Source organism: Hydrogenophaga sp. (assembly GCF_031426985.1).
In the GTDB taxonomy this organism is placed as follows: Bacteria; Pseudomonadota; Gammaproteobacteria; order Burkholderiales; family Burkholderiaceae_C; genus Hydrogenophaga.
The window spans coordinates 25120-44626 of the sequence record NZ_JASJOY010000009.1; the positions used below are offsets into that span (position 1 = coordinate 25120).

The 19507-nt window shown below is 61.8% G+C and carries 14 protein-coding genes; 4 read left to right on the forward strand and 10 right to left on the reverse strand.

The genetic code is table 11. The features are described 5' to 3' along the window. Positions 1–2: 2 nt before the first annotated feature. Together RMP09_RS01275 and RMP09_RS01280 are read right to left on the reverse strand one after the other, a co-directional pair. Entirely contained in the window at positions 3–2663 is a 2661-nt protein-coding gene (locus tag RMP09_RS01275; protein WP_409559664.1) for a circularly permuted type 2 ATP-grasp protein, read from the reverse strand. 22 nt (positions 2664–2685) lie between these two features. After that, positions 2686–6186 carry a transglutaminase family protein gene (locus RMP09_RS01280; RefSeq protein ID WP_310564198.1) on the reverse strand — a complete coding sequence of 1167 codons (3501 nt, stop codon included), beginning with the start codon at positions 6184–6186 and terminating at the stop codon, positions 2686–2688. Positions 6187–6323: 137 nt separating this feature from the next. Between RMP09_RS01280 and RMP09_RS01285 the strand changes: the two genes are divergently transcribed. After that, the gene (locus RMP09_RS01285) at positions 6324–7142 is read left to right on the forward strand and encodes a ComEC/Rec2 family competence protein (protein ID WP_310564199.1); all 819 of its coding nucleotides are present in this window, start codon (positions 6324–6326) and stop codon (positions 7140–7142) included. Positions 7143–8022: 880 nt separating this feature from the next. On the opposite strand, the gene RMP09_RS01290 is transcribed toward RMP09_RS01285, so the two are convergent. The 5 genes from RMP09_RS01290 to RMP09_RS01305 all read right to left on the reverse strand — a co-directional run bounded on the left by RMP09_RS01290 (position 8023) and on the right by RMP09_RS01305 (position 15064). After that, positions 8023–9045, reverse strand: a complete 1023-nt coding sequence (locus RMP09_RS01290; protein ID WP_310564200.1) for a hypothetical protein — start codon at positions 9043–9045, stop codon at positions 8023–8025. Positions 9046–9157: 112 nt separating this feature from the next. Further along, on the reverse strand, positions 9158–10405 hold the full coding sequence (locus tag RMP09_RS24015; RefSeq protein ID WP_409559665.1) for a TniQ family protein: 1248 nt from the start codon (positions 10403–10405) through the stop codon (positions 9158–9160). Beyond that, complete coding sequence (locus RMP09_RS01295; RefSeq protein WP_310564201.1) at positions 10405–12081, reverse strand: ATP-binding protein; 1677 nt, start codon at positions 12079–12081, stop codon at positions 10405–10407. The genes RMP09_RS24015 and RMP09_RS01295 overlap by 1 nt, the downstream gene beginning before the upstream one ends. Next, positions 12078–14216, reverse strand: a complete 2139-nt coding sequence (locus tag RMP09_RS01300) for a Mu transposase C-terminal domain-containing protein (RefSeq protein ID WP_310564202.1) — start codon at positions 14214–14216, stop codon at positions 12078–12080. Before RMP09_RS01300 ends, RMP09_RS01295 begins: the two co-directional genes overlap by 4 nt. Further along, on the reverse strand, positions 14213–15064 hold the full coding sequence (locus RMP09_RS01305) for a TnsA endonuclease N-terminal domain-containing protein (protein WP_310564203.1): 852 nt from the start codon (positions 15062–15064) through the stop codon (positions 14213–14215). The genes RMP09_RS01300 and RMP09_RS01305 overlap by 4 nt, the downstream gene beginning before the upstream one ends. A 181-nt stretch (positions 15065–15245) precedes the next feature. On the opposite strand from RMP09_RS01305, the gene RMP09_RS01310 reads away from it, so the two are divergent. From RMP09_RS01310 to RMP09_RS01320, 3 genes are all read left to right on the forward strand, one after another. Beyond that, entirely contained in the window at positions 15246–15536 is a 291-nt protein-coding gene (locus RMP09_RS01310) for a DUF6471 domain-containing protein (RefSeq protein WP_310564204.1), read from the forward strand. Between the two features lie 574 nt (positions 15537–16110). Continuing rightward, positions 16111–16686, forward strand: a complete 576-nt coding sequence (locus tag RMP09_RS01315) for an HD domain-containing protein (RefSeq protein ID WP_310564205.1) — start codon at positions 16111–16113, stop codon at positions 16684–16686. Between the two features lie 219 nt (positions 16687–16905). Next, positions 16906–17403 (forward strand): hypothetical protein, encoded by a 498-nt coding sequence (locus RMP09_RS01320; RefSeq protein WP_310564206.1) that lies wholly within the window; start codon positions 16906–16908, stop codon positions 17401–17403. 114 nt (positions 17404–17517) lie between these two features. Here RMP09_RS01320 and RMP09_RS01325 read toward each other — a convergent pair whose 3' ends face one another. From RMP09_RS01325 to RMP09_RS01335, 3 genes are all read right to left on the reverse strand, one after another. Then, positions 17518–18477, reverse strand: coding sequence for an SOS response-associated peptidase family protein (locus RMP09_RS01325; protein ID WP_310564207.1), 960 nt, complete (start codon positions 18475–18477; stop codon positions 17518–17520). 79 nt (positions 18478–18556) lie between these two features. Beyond that, positions 18557–19039 (reverse strand): hypothetical protein, encoded by a 483-nt coding sequence (locus RMP09_RS01330; RefSeq protein ID WP_310564208.1) that lies wholly within the window; start codon positions 19037–19039, stop codon positions 18557–18559. Then, positions 19020–19382 carry a nucleotidyltransferase domain-containing protein gene (locus tag RMP09_RS01335; RefSeq protein ID WP_310564209.1) on the reverse strand — a complete coding sequence of 121 codons (363 nt, stop codon included), beginning with the start codon at positions 19380–19382 and terminating at the stop codon, positions 19020–19022. The genes RMP09_RS01330 and RMP09_RS01335 overlap by 20 nt, the downstream gene beginning before the upstream one ends. Positions 19383–19507 lie beyond the last annotated feature (125 nt).

The following is a 19507-nucleotide window of genomic DNA, read 5'->3' on the forward strand; positions in this document are numbered from 1 at the left end:
GATCAGCCGCCCACGGTTTTGTTGGCGCGGTCCGCGTGGCTGAAGTGCAGGCGGGTGATCTCTTCGGAGAGCTGAACCGACGCGGCCTCGCAGTCGTCCAGCAGCGCTTCCAGATCGCCCCAGTGGCGTTCGCCGTTGGCGTGGCGCTGCCAGTTGCTCAGCTCGGCCAGCACCCAGGTGTCGGGGTCGGGCAGGCCCTGGGCCAGCACGGCGTCCTGCACGGTGGCGGCCTGCGCCAGCTTGGCCAGGCGCGAGCGCAGGGTCTGCACCACCCAGGCCAGCGAGCGCGGGTTGTCGCGGTCCATCACCAGCAGGTCCACCAGGGCCACCATGTCGCGGCGCTGCTGGTACATGGCGTGGAAGGTGATGGTGCTGTCGAACAGGGCGACCACCGCCTCGAAGCCGATCGGGTCGAGCAGGCAGCCGGTTTCCAGGCTCAGCCGCAGCGCGCGCGCCAGCGTGGCGATGCGTTCGATGTGGCGGCCGATGGACAGCAGGCGCCAGCCGCTGTCGCGCACCATGCGGTCGGTCTGCGCGCCGGTGATGGCCGAGAGCAGTTCGCTCGCGCCCTGCAGCGCGGCCAGGGCCTCGGCGGTGCCGTATTCGGCGTCGGCCGCCATCGCGGCGCAGTCGCGCGCGAACTCGGCCTCCACGCGTTCGATCAGGTTCCAGTTCTCGGGCGACAGGCGCTCGCGCACCTGCGAGGCGGCCGACTTGAGCGCACGCAGGTTGAAGCCGACGCTGCAGCTCTGGCCGTACAGCGGCGAGCCCGGCGCCGGCGACAGCCCCGCCATGAGCGAGCGCGCAAACACGCGCGAGGCCTGTTCCGCCGCCGGCACGTCGGGCAGCACCAGCGCGTTTTCCTGCGCGGTGGCCGAGAGCCAGGCCATCAGCGGTTTCGAGTTGGGTTCTTCGCCGCCCAGGTGGTTGAGCACGATCTGGGCGAGGCGCACCGCGTTTTCGGCGCGCTCGGTGTAGCGGCCGAGCCAGAACAGGTTTTCCGCCGCGCGGCTGGTGACCGGGCGCTTCTGGTGCGCCAGTGCCATGGTGCTGGGCGCGCTCTGCAGCAGGCTGGTGTGGTCCACCGGGCCGTCGGTGAGCACCCAGCAGTCGGCGCTGCTGCCGCCGCGCTGCATGCTGGCCATCAGCTGCCCGCGCGGCGCCAGCCGCACCAGGCCGCCGGGCAGCACGCGCCAGCTCTGCGGGCCGTCGGCCAGGGCGAACACGCGCAGCATGGACGAGCGCGACACCAACCGTTCCTCGGCCCAGGTCGGCGTCTGGCCCAGCGGCAGCCAGGCCTGCACGGTGTAGTCGTCGGGGTGGCGCGCCATGCGGCCGGACCATTCGTCCAGCTCGCGCGCGCTCAGGCTCTGGCCCATGCCGGTGTCCAGGCCAGAGCGCGGGTAGGTCGGCTTGATCACGCTGCTCTTGAGCAGGGGCAGCACCTCGCGCAGCGCGGCGTCTTCGCCGCACCACCAGGTGGCCAGCGAGGGCAGGGCCAGTTCTTCGCCCAGCAGGTGGCGGCTGATGGCGGGCAGAAAGCCCAGCAGCGCGCTCGATTCCAGCGGCGCCGAGCCCGGCGCATTGGCCAGCAGCAGGTTGCCCGCGCGCAGCACCTGCAACAGGCCGGGCACGCCGAGGGTGGAGTCGGCGCGCATCTCCAGCGGGTCCAGCCACTCGTCGTCCAGCCGCTTGATGAGGGCGTGCACGGGCTCCAGGCCGCTGAGCGTCTTGAGGTACAGGCGCTGGTCGCGCACCGTCAGGTCGCTGCCCTCGACCAGTGTGAGGCCGAGGTAACGCGCCAGGTAGGCGTGTTCGAAATAGGTTTCGTTGTAGGGGCCGGGGGTCAGCAGGGCGATGCGGGCGTTCTCGCCTTGCGGCGCCATGGCCTTGATGCCGTCCATGAGCGCGCGGTAGCTGGCGGCCAGGCGCTGCACCTTCAGGCCGGCAAACGCCTTGGGAAACTGGCGCGCGATGGCGATGCGGTTTTCCAGCAGGTAGCCCAGGCCCGACGGTGCCTGCGTGCGCTGGCCCACCACCCACCAGCGGCCATCGGGGCCGTGGGCCAGGTCGAACGCCACGATGTGCAGCCAGGTGCCGCCGACCGGCTGCACGCCCTGCATGGCGCGCAGGTAACCCGGGTGGCCCTGCACCAGCGCGGCCGGCAGCATGGCCTGGCGCAGCAGGGTCTGCGGGCCGTACAGGTCGGCCATCATGGCGTTGAGCAGGCGCGCGCGCTGCAGCACGCCGGCCTCGATCTGCGCCCAGTCCTCGGGCGGGACGATGGTGGGCAGCAGGTCCAGCGCCCAGGGGCGCTGCAGGCCCTTGGCGCTGTCGGCGTAGACGTTGTAAGTGACGCCGTTGTCGCGGATCTGGCGCTGCAGGTTGTCGGCGCGGCGGTTCAGGTCGGCCAGGCCCTCGGTGCCCACGTGCTCGAAAAAGCGCGCCCAGTGCGGCGCCAGCGCCTGCGGGTCATCGCCGTCGCGCAGCTCGTCGCGGTGGCCGGCGTCGGCCGGCATCGACAGCGACAAAGCCCAGTCACCGGGCGATTCGGGACTGAGCTCGTCGAACAGGGAGTCTCTGGATGCTTCTGGGGTCACGGGCTGGAAGTATGCCCCTGGCGCGTCCTTCGGTGGGCGCCCCGGGGCATCGGGCTGTTGCATCCGTCACCGCGCGGTCGGCACGTCAGTGCCTCAGGTCGAGCGTGAACGGAAACTCGCGGCTCGGCGTGGCGGCCGCCACGACCATCTTGCCCGGGGTGTGGCCCATCTGGAAGAAGCGCGACAGGCGCCGGCTTTCGGCCTCGTAGGCGTTGATCGGGAAGGTGTCGTAGTTGCGGCCGCCGGGGTGGGCCACGTGGTACTGACAACCGCCCAGCGAGCGCTGCATCCAGGTGTCCACGATGTCAAACGTGAGCGGTGCGTGTGAGGGAATCGACGGGTGCAGCGCCGACGGCGGGCTCCAGGCCTTGTAGCGCACGCCCGAGACGAAGTCGCCCACGGTGCCGGTGGGCTGCAGCGGCACGGCGCGGCCGTTGCAGGTGATCACGTAGCGGCTGTCGTTGTAGCCGCTCACGCGCACCTCGATGCGCTCCAGCGACGAATCGACGTAGCGCACGGTGCCGCCGGGCGCGCCTTCTTCGCCCATCACGTGCCAGGGTTCCAGCGCGCTGCGCAGCGTCAGCTCGATGCCGCGCGCGGCCACCTGGCCCACCAGCGGGAAGCGGAACTCGAAGTGCGGTTCGAACCAGGCCATGTCCAGCGGGTAGCCGAAGTCGGCCAGGTCGGCCAGCACGTCCTCGAAGTCCATGCGGATGAAGGTCGGCAGCAGGAAGCGGTCGTGCAGTTCGGTGCCCCAGCGCGTGAGTTTCTGGTTGAACGGCTGCTGCCAGAAGCGCGAGACCAGCGCGCGCAACAGCAGCTGCTGCGCGATGCTCATGCGGGCGTGCGGCGGCATTTCAAACGCGCGCAGTTCCAGCAGGCCCAGGCGGCCGGTGGGGCCGTCGGGCGAGTACAGCTTGTCGATGCAGAACTCGCTGCGGTGGGTGTTGCCGGTGACATCGATCAGGATGTTGCGCAGCGTGCGGTCCACCAGCCAGGGGGGCATGTCCTGGCCGTGGCGCTGGCGGTTCTGCTCGATCTGCGCCAGCGCGATCTCCAGCTCGTACAGCTGGTCGTTGCGCGCTTCGTCCACCCGCGGGGCCTGGCTGGTGGGGCCGATGAACAGACCGCTGAACAGGTAGGACAGCGAGGGGTGGTTGTGCCAGTAGGCCACCAGGCTGCCCAGCAGCTCGGGCTTGCGCAGGAAGGGCGAGTCCGCCGGCGTGGCGCCGCCGAGCACGAAGTGGTTGCCGCCGCCGGTGCCGGTGTGGCGGCCGTCCGTCATGAACTTCTCGGCGCACAGGCGCGTCTGGTAGGCCGCGTCGTAGAGGAACTCGGTGCGCTCGACCAGTTCGTCCCAGCTGCTGCTGGGGTGGATGTTGACCTCGATCACGCCCGGGTCGGGGGTGACCTGCAGCAGCTTCAGGCGCGGGTCGCGCGGCGGCGGGTAGCCTTCGAGCACCACCGTCATGCCCAGCTGTTCGGTCGTGGCCTCGATGGCTGAGAGCAGGTCCAGGTAGTCTTCGAGCCGCTGCATGGGCGGCATGAACACGTACAGGTGTTGGCCCTTGCCGCCGCTGGCCTTTTCGGCCTTGGGGCCGTTGGCGCGCTGCGGGTCGCGCGCTTCCACCACCAGGGCGGTGCGCGTCAGCCAGGCGGCCGATTCGCCACGTTGCGGAACCCGGGCCAGCAGGGCCTGCGCGCGCGCCGTGCCGGGGCCGGGCTGAGCGGGCTGTCCGTCGACGCCGGCATCGCCGGTGCCGTAGTCAGACCCTTGCATCGACACCACGCCACCTTCGGCAAAACCCCCGCCCATGGTGTGCGGCGCGACCTGGTGTTTCACGGTGGCACCACGGGGCAGCGGCTCGCGCGGGGTGTGCGGGTCCTGTTCGATGTGGTACGGGTAGTCCCCGGCCGAGACCCAGGGCAGCGAGTCCAGCGGCAGGCGGTAGCCCATGGGCGAGTCGCCCGGGATCAGGTACATGCGCTCGTCGCGGAAGAACCAGGGCCCGGTGGACCACTGGGTGCCGCTGACGCGGTGGTAGCTGCTCTTGCCATCGTGCGACAGCGGGCCGGCACCGTCGGCCTGCAGCGGCAGCACAAAGCCCACGGTGGCGTCCAGCCCCTGCGTGAACACGCGGCGCAGGCGCGCACGTTCGAGCTCGTCGTCGAGCTTGCTGTCGAACGGGTCCACGTTCACCGGCAGGCGGCGTTCGCGCCACAGGTAGTACCAGGTGTCTTCGTAGCCCGGGGTGATGTATTGCGTGGACAGGCCGAGCTTGCGCGCCAGCGTCTGTGTGAAGCGCTGGGCGTCGTCGACGCTGTAGTGGGCCGGGTCGCGTTCGTCGGCCAGCAGGGCCGGGTTGTGCCAGCAGGGCTCGCCGTCGGCGCGCCAGAAGACCGAGAGTGCCCAGCGCGGCAGCTGTTCGCCCGGGTACCACTTGCCCTGGCCCATGTGCACAAAGCCGCCGCTGCCATAACGCTCGCGCAGGCGGCCCAGCAGTTCGGTGGCGTAGCCGCGCTTGGTCGGGCCCAGGGCGTCGGTGTTCCACTCGGCGGCGTCGCGGTCGCTGGTGGCCACGTAGGTCGGTTCGCCGCCCATGGTCAGGCGCACGTCGTGCTTGACGAGGTCGGCGTCCACCTGCTGGCCCAGGGCGACCACGCCGGCCCACTGCTCTTCGGTGTAGGGCTTGGTCACGCGCGGCGATTCGTACACGCGGGTGACCGACATGTGGTGGCTGAACGTCACCTCGCACTTGTCCACGCCGCCTTCGACCGGCGCGGCGCTGGACGGCTGCGGCGTGCAGGCCAGCGGGATGTGGCCCTCACCGGCCAGCAGGCCCGAGGTCGGGTCCAGCCCGATCCAGCCGGCACCGGGCAGGAACACCTCGCACCAGGCGTGCAGGTCGGTGAAATCTTTTTCGGGGCCGCTGGGGCCGTCGATGCTTTTCACGTCGGGCGCGAGCTGGATCAGGTAGCCCGAGACGAATCGCGCCGCCAGGCCCAGGTGGCGCAGCAGCTGCACCAGCAGCCAGCCCGTGTCGCGGCACGAACCGCTCTTGAGCGTGAGCGTCTGTTCGGGCGTCTGCACGCCCGGCTCCATGCGGATGGTGTACGAGATGTCGCGCTGGAGCATCTGGTTGATGTCCACCAGGAAGTCGATGGTGCGGCGCTTCTTGACGTCGACCTTCGCGAGGTAGGCCTTGAGCTGATCGGTCAGCGGCGCGGTGGCCAGGTAGGGCGCCAGTTCCTGCTGTTGTGACGCGTCGTAGCTGAAGGGGAATTCTTCGGCCCGCGGCTCCAGGAAAAAGTCGAACGGGTTGTGCACCGCCATTTCCACCACGAGGTCGATGGTGACCTTGAACTCGGTGGTCGGCTCGGGGAACACCAGCCGCGCCTGGTAGTTGGCGAACGGGTCCTGCTGCCAGTTGATGAAATGGCCGGCCGGCTCGATGCGCTGCGAATACGACAGCACCTTGGTGCGGCTGTGCGGCGCGGGGCGCAGGCGGACCACCTGCGGGCCGAGTTTGACCAGACGGTCGTACCGATAATGGGTGATGTGGCTCAGGGCAACGTGGATGGCCATGCTCGGGGACTTTCGACAGGGGGGACAACAATGACGACGCGGGCGCCCGTGCGCACGGCGTGGCTGCGACACACTCTAGCAAGAGCCGCGCCACTGCATGATGACAAACCCTACGCCGCGCAGGTGGCGTGCCGGCCATGAGCCCGGCGGGCCGGTGGCTGGCCCTGTGGCCCGGCTGGGTGCTGGGCGTGGCCCTGCAGTTGCAGCAGACCGTGCTGTGGCCGGCCTCCCTCTGGGCGGCCTTGCTGGCCGGGGCGCTGCTGGTGCTGGGGCTGTCGCGGTGGCTGCGGCGCGGGGCGTGGCTGGTGGTGCTGCTGGCCGGCGCCCTGGCCGGCGGCGGGTTCACGGGGCTGCGGGCGGCGCACTTCGCCGCCCAGGCGCTGGACCCGGCCCTGCAGGGGCTGGACATCGAGGTCAGCGGCCAGGTGGCCGAGCTGCCGCAGCGCAGCGCCGAGGGCTGGCGTTTCGTGCTGGATGTGGAGGCCGCCCAGCGGCTGGGCCAGCCCGTGCCGCTGCCCGGGCGCCTGCAACTGGGCTGGTACCTGCGCGGTGCGGCCACCGACGCCGGCCCGGCCCCCCGCGCCGGTGAACGCTGGCGCCTGACGGTGCGCCTGCGCAGCCCGCATGGCCACGCCAACCCGCACGGTTTCGACCGCGAACGCTGGCTGTGGGAAAACGGCATCGGCGCCACCGGCTATGTGCGCAACGGCCCGCGCGACCCGGCGCCGCAACGCCTGGCCGCCGCTGGCTGTGGGCTGGAAGCTGCGCGCCAGGCGGTGAGCGAACGCATCCGCGCACGCGTGGCCGATCCGCGCAGCGCCGGCGTGCTGGCGGCCCTGGTGGTGGGCGACCAGAGCGCCATCGACAGCTGGAGAATGACATTAAAGACATTTCCTGTTTATCGAGGGAGATATCTCTCAGCACACCACTTTGCTGACATTAAAGTTCTTGCATGACTTTCGGATGTACGCCGCTTCGCGTGACATTAAAGTCTTTGATTGATACCCGAGTCGAGGCCTTCGATGGGCTGCTTTATGGTTCGTCTACAGAGCTTCATGCGAATCCAGACACAGTAGAAACTCAGCGCTGGTTGGGATGTGAGCGCCGCGTAGGTCACGAGGCTAATTTTTCGATTGAACGAAAACTGCGTTCAGACGTGACTCACCATCGGCGTTCTACGGGTGATTGACTCCTATGCCTTAGCACTGCCGCCATCCTTGAAACCAGCTGCACAACTTGCTAGCTGCGCCATGAGTTTCTTGGCCTCAGGGTCTTCATTTGCGCGGTTTCACGAGCTTCTGGCTCATCGAGGACGAAAAGAAGAAGATGCTCCTATGTTTATCCGGGCGCCCGTGGGTGGCGGACAGGAGCTCTTTGTTGCTCGTCGTCTGGCCCGAGCCACCTTTCTGAATGCCACAGTGGCTACCCGACACGACTCGTCAACGAAGCATCCGTCTGTCTCTTGGGTCTGACTCTCTGACGAGCTTGTTGCTCGCGTCGTCATCGGCTACGAAGCTTAGAACTTGACGTCGCGAACCTTGACGTCTGCGAAAGCCTTGCCAGCGGCGTTAGCGCTGAAGAGGTTCTTGTTCTTGGGGTCCGAAACTGCGGCAAAAGTGCGCAGAACGTTCACGGACACGCCCGTTTCGCGCGAAAGAGCCGCCAAGTCCACGACGGCTTCCCTTGCGGGAGCAGCTATGGCGGGCGCAAGAGGAATTTGGCGGTGAGAACACATACTCGAAGGCGTACCGCTGAGTGGGGCGTTCGTCAAGCAAGAGGGTACGTCCAAGCGCATACCGTTTTTTCTCAAGCACACCCAGTGCCTTGAAGTAAGCGTCAGCTTCTCATCTCAGATAGAAGGTCGAGCACCTTTTGCATGCGCCCCGTGCGAACCAGCTTTGAATAGTGCCGAATGACGTTCACATACGGAATGCCGCCAATGTGCTCGATATCGACCCACCTCGCGTTTGTGTGCAGTTTCGTGAGGATGAGGTCGACTATCAGTCGCAAGTTCGCTCGCACTCGCAGTTCACGAGGGGTCAGTTGCAATACGTCAAGCACGCATGGCCACTCCTCATCGGTGAGAGAGATTGCACCGTTTTGGTGCGTTTTTGGTTGAGGTAGCTGCTTAAGTGCTTTCGCAACAGAGCGCTCCTTTCTGGTGCAAGACATTCGCACAGTGTTGACGTGAGCCTCGCCAGAAACAGCATCAAGAATGTCTTGTTCGATGCGGTTCACGTTGCACCATGTAACCAGAAGCTGGCTCCCCATCGTCTTGCCCTGCACCGACATGTGAACACGCAAGTCGGGCAACTCTAAAGCAAGGCGACCACGCATTGCATGTCGATGAACACTCTCCGCGAGTTTCCGAGCAGAGGGATTGAAGTAAAGCCACGACAGCAAGTTCGCAGGGTCCAGCCTTCCCTGGTTTTCCCGATTGGTCCACTTGGCCACAATCTCGACCGTGTCAGTGCTGTGCTTGCACGGCACGCACAACCTGTCCAAGGCTTGCGGTTTGAAAAGTTCTGGAAGTAGGTCTCGACTCGGTCTGAACAACCCTCGCATCAGTGCCAGTGCCGGTATGTACAGCTCTAGGGCACCGTATTGCAAGAGATAGACCACGTGTCGAGATGTGTCGCAACTGGTCGCGTCGAACCCAAGCGCGGATAGGTACTCATCGGCAGAAATTGGAACAAGCTCTTTCAGCTGCACGTTCTTCAGAACGATATTCTTCCCCTTGAAAAGGGGGAGTCCACGTTGGTCAAGTTTTTCTGGTCTGACAGGCGTTCTACAGCCATTGGTGACCACACCCGCGACTAGCTGCCCTCCAAGAGCCTCAATGCCTTCTGCCCACTCCAAATGCCGCTCCTATTGCAAGTCAGCGGCGTGTAGGTCATGGTTTTATCTACGAGGACTAAGTCCTTGATTGAAAGCGACGCCTCCCTGTCAAGACGCGGGATGGATTGCAGGCTCAGCTGTTGTCGCTGTTCGAAGAAGCTGAAGATTTTCTGAGTCGAGCCGACGGCAATCCCCATCTGGACGGAGTGCGTTGGCGCCAAAAATCTCGTCCTCCGAGCTGCCGTTCGGACTGTGAGGACTCTCGAAACGCCCGTATCAGTTCCTTGCAAAGAGGCAACCTATAGCTGCCGTGCTTGTAGATTGCACGGATGCCTGCACGCTCGAGTAAGTCCTTCACTAGCAAACGAGTGTTGGCTTTCCTGGCGCGCTCAAGTTGCTCTGTCATGCGCTTGACTGCAATCGCGTCCAAGAGACCGTAGTCCTTCTTACGATAGGTGCGTCGCTTTACTCTTGGCTCAGTTGAAGAGGCTTTCGTTGCTCCTTGCAGGAACACCTCGAGGAGTAGGTGCCTCACGACGGATGTTGGTGACTTGCATCCTGGGCGTAGCAGCAAAGCTGGCCATGCACGGTGCATTTCAGGCCCCATCGGGGAGCGCATTTGAATGAGCACGTCGTCGCCGAAATGAGACTGCACTGCGCTCGACAGGGCTCCAGTCGCAAGAATGCCGCTGCGGTGCACAAAGCCGGCAGTTCTTGCTGAAATTTCGTAGTCGGCTCTCCAGTGGGCACTAGGCCGACTCGACAACAATTGTTGGCTCTTGTGTGCGAGTGCCAGCAGGTCGCCTTCGCTGAGTTGCGTCCTGCATGCGCTAACCGCACAGCGGTCTACATCCTGAGGAAGAAACAATGATTCTGCAGAGGACGTGATGACTGTGCGGATATCGGAATCAATCAACCGACGCTTGTGTTTGCTGCAGACGAGCACGGTCGGTAGCTGATGAGTTCTGTGCCAGTAGCTCTCTCCATGAACCTCTTGGTCCTCACCTAGGCACTCAGGGCAGTACCGACGCGTAGAGACAATTTGGGTCACGTTTTGGACCATCGCTACAGTGGATGCGCTTTCGACATCCCTTTTCGCCACAAGTCTCCTCGCCAGTCGGAACGATTCGCGTCGAGGCAGGAACGCAGTGACGTATGGAAAAACCGTGTGCTCGAAAAGCAATCTAGCGGGGGTTAGCCCACAAAGCGGGGCAAGTTTCGAGATTGCTGGGTCAAGCAAGAACGAGCAACTTGTTCGCTTGGTGTCGACGCCATGTATCCAGCGCAGGAACGCTTTGAGCGGTAGTCCAAAGCGAATGCGGCCTCGCAGCAAAATGCTGCCGACCACCTCGTCTGGATAAGGCTTCGGCAGGAGTGGCATCAGGTGGCGTCGAGTAGCTCTTCCAGAGACCTGACGAGGCCCTCAGTGCGCAAGTGCTCGAGAACCTTGGTTCCGTTGAACTGCGCAACTTTGACCGCATACCGAAGGTCCCCCGGCCGACCCGTTGGTTCTGGCTCGACCATTGCCTGTTCCCTAGTTTTCGCGCTGCGATTCTTGGCTTTGGATGGCGTTGTGCGAGGAGTGAGCTTGGCAATGCCTTGCTGAGTCGCCTCAATCAGGCTCTTAGCAGTTCCTGCAGCCGCGACCTCCGTCGCAGCGCCCACTGCCTCTGCAGCGTCAAACCCACTCGCGGCGAGTGCTGTTGCCACTTGTGCGACAAAGCCAGGGGTATCGGGTTTGGTTGTGTAAGCCCTACTCGTACGAGAGCGGGCACGGCTCTGTATGTCTGTCAGCAGGGTGTCCATAGAAAGCGGACGAATGTCAGAGTACAGGGCCAGCTGTGCAGGGTCATCGTTCCGAAGCGCGTCCATCATCGGGTGCATCAGCTTGAAGTCGCGCTTGTAGACGTCCAACATCAATTCTTTTGAGAGCACCTCGGTGCCGTCAAGAATCGCGCGTGCCTGCATGGCAGCGAACATCTTGATGGCTGTGTCGAGCACGCCCTGACAGCACCAATACATGTTGGCGAGGAGTTCTTCCGTTAGCGGAACAGGGTGCTTCGTCCACTGGTATTGCCAGAGCACTTCGAGGAACTCTCTCCACTCACTCTGAACTCTGCCGTCTTCGAGGATAGTTGCCTCTTTGAGTCGGTCCCAGTGCTCTCCGCCAAAGCCAGAGACTCTGCGCGACTTCCGAAACTCAAGACCAAAGAGGTCCTCGGACTTGTTTGTGCCGATGAAGACGATAGGCAAGTTCAGGACATTGGAGAGCGTGACGAGCTCGGTCATCACCGTGTTCTGTGTCTTTCCGCTGTTCGTCAGGTTTTGGACTTCATCGCATATGAGCATGCCGACACAGTGCATGTGCAGAATTCGCTCCAGTCTTGGGATGAGCTTTGCCACGGTCGGTCGCCCCTTCATTCCGAACTCATCCAGGTAGTTCGCGCCTGGCACGAGCTTGTCAATGGCGCGAAATACTGAGTTGCAGAAGCCGGTCAGCGATTCACCGTCACTCGGCAGTTCTATGTGCAGGACCGGAATCTGATAAACGTGCAGCTCCTCGTGGTAGATAACTTTTGGCAATCGCGCGGCCCATCGCTTGGTTAGCCGGGTTTTTCCCATGCCGCTGATTCCCATCAAAAGCATGGAGAGTTGCTGACCCTCAGCGTCGTAGTCGTCGCTGGCATCTTGCTCGAAGCACGTTTGCCTGGCCTCGTACAGAGATTGCATCCGACGTACGTACTCCGGTGTTGCCGGTGCCCGACCGACGTAGCCGTTGCGTAGCATTGAATCAAGCTCAGATGTGAACGCGACGTGTCGTTCTAGCGGGACCATGAAGTTCGACAGGCGCTTGAGCATCTGCAGTCGCTCAGCTACGGAAAGGTTTCGCTGTTCAGGGCAGAACGCAGGTGTAGATGAGTACGCTATCAGCGCTTGCTCGGGCTCGAGGGCTTGGGGTAGCGCTTCAATCAGCGGATTTCCCATGAAGTGGGGAACTGTGGCTGGCTTGTAGCGCGCATCCACGCAGTGCGGACTGAGTTGTGCTCGGACGTTCATGCAATATCTTTCAGACGCTCACGCGCGAGCTTCGTGCGTTCGGCGATGGAGAGGGAGGCTTGTTTGCCCATATGTGATTGAGTCGAAGTAGTCGCCGGAACAGTTGGCTTGTTGGCTTTGAACTGCGCCAGGTCCAGTACCTCCGCGCTTGGGGTGTCCATTGGTGGCGGCTTAACGAGCGCGGCAGTCACCTGACGTTCCGCACTGAGGTCTCGGGCACGAGCTTCTTTGGTGTCCGCGCGGCGGGCAGAACGACTTTTTTTGACGTTGGCTCCAGTGAGAGCAGCTTTGGCTTGCTTGTTGGTCGGGTCCACAGTGGCGTGATAGTCAGCGGTCGCCTGTAGCCGAGTCTGAGTGACTTCCGGCGCCAACTTTTTGCGTAGCCATTGGTAAGCCTCTACCTCGGCGAACGACCTGCCTCGGTGCACTTCAGTGCGAGGGGAGAGTTGGCAGAGAACCAGGCTTCCGCTACCGCTTGGGTTCACCAAATAGATGTTGTTCACCAACCGATGGTCGTATCGAACTTCGACGCTGAAGCGCTTTTTTCGTGCCTGTGTGAACCAACCCCTCGCTAAGGCGTGGTCGCAGGTGTAAAGACACCCTTTGAACTCGATACCGTGTTCTGTGACTGAGGCCGAGCCGCTTGGCAGAAGCTGCTGGCGAACGTGTTCTTCGGTGTATCGAGTCAACACTCCGGAACGTCTGGCGATGTCGCGGTTCCATATTGCAATCGGAGTTGGTACAAAGCCTTCTCGCAAGTCCGCCATCGAGAGCTCGTAGTCGGCGACAGGCGTGCGGTTGTGTTTGATGACGAGGGCCAGAATCACTCGCGTGAACTCGTGCAGGTTCAAACATGCGTCTTTTTCGTAGTGCTTACCTTGGCGACGCTTGGCGTTCTCTGGTGGGTCCATGCCAGGCGTCCCATCCTGCAAGGTGGTACGAACCTGCTTGAAGTCAGACTCGACCACAGGCTTCCACTCCCCACGTTTTGACGGCACGTACAGGACTTTGGTCGTTAGCCTATTACCAAACTGCTCGCCAGCTTTCGTGTTCCACTCCCCCAAGTCAACAAGGACCTTGCCTGGAAAGACCGTGTGGGCAGGCCAATCCGCTGGGTCATACTCAAGACCGTACTCGTTGCACAGCTCCTGTTTGTCTTTGCTGATGAAGAGAAGTGCTTGCTTAGCGCAAACCCAGCTAGGGTTTTCCAATCCAACGTACACGCCAGTGATGAGACGTGAAAATCGGTCCACGATGAGATAGATGGTTGCCTTCCCGACAATGCTCTGCACGTCATCCATCGCGACCAGGAACACATCTGCAATGGTCGCATCGCACTCAAAAATGTCACCTACCCCTTGGCAGTCCTGACTGACCGTTCCGAGCACCGGACGGTGTTCACGTTCGAATTCCTTGTCGCCTTTGCGGCGACGTAAGAGGTCCTCCAGCGCGTAGTGAGTCTTCAAGTAGTACCGAAACTGCCGAAGGCTCGGTCTGCTGCCTGGCCCGCGCAAGTACAGCTGGCCATTTCCGTCGATGAAGTTGTAGTGGTTGCGTAGCAGGAAGTCGTACGCCTGGGACAGCAGAATCCTCTCGTCGTCCAAGTAGTGCATCTTCAGCACGGCTTCAAAGACGTCGAGGTCTGCCTGCTTCAGTTGATAAGTCTCGGTTCCATTCTCGGGGCGTGCCCCGCGACCGGCTGTAACGCTACCCTCGGTTCTGCCGCAGCGGGAAAACGCAGGCAAGAGTGCCGATTCGCACTGTCCGCCTTGCCAGTACATGCGCAGCCACTTGTACAGGCTAGGTAGGGAGACCCCTGCCGCTTTTGCGTGCTGTTGCAATACGCGGCTCCTCGTGCCCTCGTCGTACAACTCCCGCACCCTCGTCAGCAAGGGCCAAAGTGCATTCTTTGCGCGGTCTCGGGCCCTCAGTGCTGCGCTCGAGACATGCGCTTCGTTCAAAGAGTTCGTTTGCGGTTGTGATTCAAGCCCTGAAATCGTTGACCACACAACGCACCGCGGTTGAGCAAGCTTGTCGTTGATGTCAATCACCCACGCTTGGTCTTGGGCAACGTCCGCCTCGAGTAGGCGGTAGGTCGTACCTTCAGTGACGAATAGGTCGTTCTTGAAAATCACCGCATACCTCCTGCGAGTCGCTTGAACTGTGTCTCGGTTTCGACCTTGAAGCGTCCGATAGGCTGCTGCGCTGGATGTTCACTATTGAGGTCGAATGTCAGCTCCTTACGTTTGGCGAGGATGTACGCGGCGCGCAGCCCCGTGCCTTCGGGTGCGCCGTGCGCGTTGTCGAACTCAGCACAGACCTGTGAGAGAGTCTTGTTTGGAGACGCGGATACAGCGAGGTTTGCGTGTCGACCCAGCCGACGAGCCATCTCGTCGAAGTAGCCTGGGTTCGGTTCGATTTCGTTTGGCTTGACCCTGGCCCTTTCGAGCAAATCTAGGTTACGTACCTTCTTCTGCGGCAGGCTTGAGTCGAATACCAAGTGATGCTTCACGTCCATGAGTTCTAGTGCGGTACGCTGAATCTCAAGTTTCTCCATTTGTCGGACGTCTTCCGCGTCGCTGTCAGACTTTGCGTTGAATGCTTCCACCACTGTCTGTCCTCCACGGCGAAGAGTGACCAGGAAGTCGCCAGTCATTACGGTGGGTACGTTGGTACCCGGGTAGTAGGGGTGTTTGATGCCGAGTTTGCGAGCGACGTCCTGTGTCAGGTCACGGTCAAGCGCGAACTGCTCGTTGATGTCCAGGACTGCGTCCGACCACTCGAGCATGAGAAACAAGCCGTACTCGATGTTTGAGAGCAGGTGTACATCCCGTCCGAAGCGGGTCCCGGGAACGAGGTGTTTGCGACCCTGACTGCTGATGTCGCGCACGTGTATCCACGGCTTGTAGTCGGGGCCGCTGCCTGCCCCAATCCCGCTTGCGATGAGTGAAGCGACTTTCGCTTCTGTCCACTTTCTCGGCATATGTTTCCAAGTTCCTGTTGCTGCCGCCCTCGACAAAGAGGAGCCACCGCGTATAGGACTACGTCCGCTTGGGTCGACAGCAACTCCACGGAAGGGAAACTAATGCATTGAATAAAATGTGTAAATATCGTATACGATGCTTATCGCAAAAATGGCATCGTAAAAGATACAAAAGTCGCTTATGAGCGACAAATATGTTCCTGAAACAGAAAAATCTGCTAAGCACCGTGGGCAAGCTGCGGTCGCGCAAGCCTGGGAAGCAGAGGCGAAAAGCATCCTCAAGGCCGAGCTGGCCAGGCGTGACGTCAGCTACAAGACACTTGTCAAACAGCTCGCAATGCTTGGCATAAGCGACGACGAAAAGGCCATCGCGAACCGCATCAGCCGAGGCAAGTTTCAGTTCACGTTTTTCTTGCAGTGCATGCGAGCAATAGGAGTCGTCGAGGTCGATTTGAGGGACCGGTCTCGTTAGTTCAGAGGCTCCGCAAAGGCTGGTAGTCCTGTTTGTCTGATGCTGTTAATATATACAGTATCAAAGGAGCAAAGCTATGCCGCGTGAGTACCGGTTCATCCCTCGTGTCTCAATGAATCGACCGCCTCGCTGGTTGGCCCGCGTATGGGCTTGGTGCTGAGCAGCGAGCTCACTTCACCTGTTCCCAGAGGTGCTCGGTGCTTTGCAGCGTTGTCCTTGTCCGTCGACAGGGCGTGCCGGTCCCACGATGGCAGCTCGGCTCTCTTCCGGCACACGTCGGCAGGCTCGTCGTCCGTGAGGAGCATCAACCCGACCTTGGCCACACGGCACGTGTGGCCGAGCTACTCAGTCAACCCGAGTGCGCCAGGTTGTATCGGCTCTACGACGTCGTTCTCCTCGGCACCCAGGGTACGTGGCTGACTCTCTCTGGCTACGAGCGCGAGGACCGCGGAGGAAGCTATGCGGACTTCGCGCAGACCTGGTACGTGACGCCAGCGTCCAGAGCATGAGTCCGACCTAGCTGCAGTCAGGCCTTAAAGTGCGTTAGTACAAGCTACTTTCGGGAGGGCACATCATGACACCACGGTTCACTCGTGCACTGGCTCTGGCCGCTCGCGCTCACGAAGGGCAAGTCCGCAAAGGCACCCCTATTCCGTACATCACTCATCCCGTCGCGGTTGCGGGCTTGGTGGCTCAGTACGGCGGCGATGAAGACCAGCAAATCGCGGCGCTTCTGCACGACGTGCTGGAGGATGGCGGGCCACAGTTCGCGAAGGAAATTGAGACCGAGTTCGGACTGAGGGTGCTTTCTATCGTTGAGGGCTGTACGGACGGGACCCCTGACGCCGCGGGGGAGAAGGCTCCTTGGGCTGACCGAAAAAAGGCCTATCTCGAACACCTCGCTTCTGCGGGAGAGGACGTTTGGATGGTCAGTGGCTGCGACAAGCTCAGCAACGCTCGCGCGATTCTGGACGACCTAGTAGCAATCGGGCCAGGCGTGTTCGAGCGCTTCACAGCGAAACGTGACGGCACGCTCTGGTACTACCAGTCCTTGTCGAAGGTGTTCACTGATGCTGAGGCTCCGATGTGCGAAGAGCTCGCGGCAACCGTTTCCAGAATCGAGGCGCTCGCAGCGGATAGCGTTTCGTAGGCAAGCTACAAGATGGGCACCAAGGAAACGCCGATACGCGGCCCCTCAAGACCAAGCCCGCTGCTAGCAATGGCGGCGGCTGTGCACACATGGCGAGCCTGGTTCCCGGCGCGACGCGTAGAGGCCGGCTGGCGCCCTGTCAACATTGACAGGCACCTCGCTCAACTTGCCCGCTTACGCGCCGAATAGAAGAGCTGTCATTCACCAAGGGAGGAATCAATGACAGCAGTGAAAAAAGCAGCCCAACCGAAGCAAGTCAAAGCCGTGGCCACCAAGGCACCTGTGCGCAAGGCGGCAAAGGCCCCGGCCATCAGCCCGGAGCTGGCACAACTCGTCGAGCGTCGAGACCACTATTTCAGCGTGTTGCGACACGCCATCGATTCAGTTGAGAAAGCAGGCAAGACCGCACACGGGGCCGCTGTCGCGTACGTTATTCGTTACGGAGAGCTCTACAGAGATGCAAACGAATACGCGAGCTACTACCCCGTCGCTGACCGCCTGAAGCGGCTGTTGCGCAAAGAGAAGCGAATCATCGACCTGCTTTCAAATGGCAAGGAAGGCTGGGAGCCCTTTTCAGCGATTCCTACAGATGTCAAGCTCGCAGTGAAGAACGCTGCAATCAGAGCCAAAAACGAAGCGGACGACAAGAAGCGCATTCAGGCTCGAGTCCGGGCCAACGCAAAGGCCCTTGCTGAAAAGGCAAAGTCAAAGAAGTAAGGCTGTAGCACGTGAGCTCGGCGATGGAACGGGGCAAACTCGTCGATGCTCATGGTTCAAGGCGTTTGCATAGAGGACCTTTTGAAAGTACTTTTTGCAAACCGTTTGGAAGCGCTATGCCGCCAACTGATGCCCAAATCGCATCGGCTGGCGGTCGCGCAGTATGGCGTACAGCCCCTGGACACCCCTCGGGTCCGGGTTGAGCCAAGCGTCCAAATTCTCTGGCCGCAGGGGCACAACACACCGGTCATGCCCAGCCGCCGCAACCTCTGGCGGTGGCTCATCCGTGATGAGCGCGAATGACACCAGGTCGTTCTCCCCGTCAGCACTCCACCGCGACCACAGACACGCCAGGAGCAACTCTTGGGGCGGGTCTGCTTTGAACTCGACCACAACGGTCTTTGGCGTCTCCCCTGGTGCGAGCGCACGGCCCTCCGCCATGTGCAGTGGCACGTTCTCGAAAAACGCACTCGTCACCACAACGCCGTGGGTGTAGCCGAACTGGCCACGCCAGAACCCTTGTAGGTTGTCCAGCCTGGCGTTGTATGTGCCAGGGAACTGCGTGTCGTACGACGCGGGCTTGCCAGCCGGTCGGCATTGATACCGCATCGGAAGCACCTTGCGATGACCCTCTCTACCGACCATCACCGGCGCGTAACTCCCCGGGAAAATTCGCGTGTCTCCCGCTTGGAGCGAGAGGTTGCTCAGTCCTTCCAGTCGTTCGCTGATTGCAGTAATCTTTGATTGCGCGATGCGCCGACTCTCAGACGCCGTCTTGGTGACTTTGCGTTCAAGCGAGTGCTCCGCGGTTGCAAGTCGTTCTTGCTGCTTGACGAGGTCCTCTTTGAGGGTGACCTGCAACTGGGCGTGGTACTGCTCGACAAGCGCCCACAGCCTTCTACCGTCTGGACTTTGGTCAGCTGCGACTGCTGCATCCAGCGCCGGCGGAATAGACACCTTTGCGCCCTGAGTCCTGGACCAGAGTAGGTCGTGAAAATCGCTTATCGACAGGTCCGCGCCGTACTCGCGAACGTACCGTCTGTAGTCCGACCAGACCCTTGCCGAGTAGCACACGAGCTATGCCCTAAAAGATTGAGAGGAACAGTTTGCCAGCAAAGTCGGGAAGAACGGCAAGTGGAAGTACGGCCCTCAGTCAGCGCTTCTTGATGGGTACTTGGGCGAACGCCTGTTGCGCTGCTTCTGCTGAGAACAGGTGTGCGTTTGCTGGGTCAAATATGCCCTGCAGCGTTTGCAACATTTCAGCTGTGAGGTTTGCCTGCTCTTTGTCGTAGAGGCCGAGCTCCTTGCTTGCGCCGACCATCTCTGCCAGCCCCTGTGTCTGACGCTTGCGTCGAGCAGCTTTGTACCCAAGCACTTCTGCGCGAGGGATTCGCTCCTCGCCTTCCTCAGTTCGACGAACGACACCCCATAGCCCAGAGCTGACCAAGGTGTCGAGTTCTCGCAGGTCTTTGATTGCAAGCTCAGCGACCGCGAGCTCAACATCAACACCTGGCGTGTCCTTGCCGAGCGCAAGCAGTTCATCTCGCCATGCACCCCACTGTTCGAGCGAGCCGAAGGGACCAGGGTTCGGTGGAAGCAGATGCATCGCTATGCCTTCAGAGAACTTGTTTTCCAAGCTCGCGGAGCTCACCTAAGAGTGGAATCAGAAGTCTCGCGAGGATGTTCTGCGGAAAAGGATTGCCGGTTCTGCACGCGTCGCGCCAACCCTCCGGAGAGAACACCACGAGGTTGATGGGCCTACCAATCGTGCGGCCCGTCGGCTTGTAGTGCGCCTGCGCCCTGAGCGTCGACAACCCAGGTGCGATGACCAACAAATCGATGTCACTTTTGGGGTGGAGCTCGCCTCGAGCAGCAGAACCGAACACCGCGGCCACTACCACGTCGACTTCGAGACCCTGCAACCGCTCCCGAAGCAGGCTCAACTGCGCCGGGCTCAGCTGACCAAGTGACAAATCCATCGCTAAACGTGTGAGAGATGGACGCCACACATCACCAGCGTGAAACCAACTACGCCCAGCACGAGACTGACCGCCGCAATAGTCGTCAGCGCACTCTGCTCAGATGCGAACCTGCGAGCGAGCCA

Excerpts from the sequence above, each read along its gene's own strand:
- RMP09_RS01275 (WP_409559664.1), bottom strand. The coding sequence starts at position 2,663 with ATGCAACAGCCCGATGCCCCGGGGCGCCCACCGAAGGACGCGCCAGGG.
- RMP09_RS01280 (WP_310564198.1), bottom strand. The coding sequence starts at position 6,186 with ATGGCCATCCACGTTGCCCTGAGCCACATCACCCATTATCGGTACGAC.
- RMP09_RS01285 (WP_310564199.1), top strand. The coding sequence starts at position 6,324 with ATGAGCCCGGCGGGCCGGTGGCTGGCCCTGTGGCCCGGCTGGGTGCTG.
- RMP09_RS24015 (WP_409559665.1), bottom strand. The coding sequence starts at position 10,405 with ATGCCACTCCTGCCGAAGCCTTATCCAGACGAGGTGGTCGGCAGCATT.
- RMP09_RS01295 (WP_310564201.1), bottom strand. The coding sequence starts at position 12,081 with ATGAACGTCCGAGCACAACTCAGTCCGCACTGCGTGGATGCGCGCTAC.
- RMP09_RS01305 (WP_310564203.1), bottom strand. The coding sequence starts at position 15,064 with ATGCCGAGAAAGTGGACAGAAGCGAAAGTCGCTTCACTCATCGCAAGC.
- RMP09_RS01310 (WP_310564204.1), top strand. The coding sequence starts at position 15,246 with ATGAGCGACAAATATGTTCCTGAAACAGAAAAATCTGCTAAGCACCGT.
- RMP09_RS01315 (WP_310564205.1), top strand. The coding sequence starts at position 16,111 with ATGACACCACGGTTCACTCGTGCACTGGCTCTGGCCGCTCGCGCTCAC.
- RMP09_RS01320 (WP_310564206.1), top strand. The coding sequence starts at position 16,906 with ATGACAGCAGTGAAAAAAGCAGCCCAACCGAAGCAAGTCAAAGCCGTG.
- RMP09_RS01335 (WP_310564209.1), bottom strand. The coding sequence starts at position 19,382 with ATGGATTTGTCACTTGGTCAGCTGAGCCCGGCGCAGTTGAGCCTGCTT.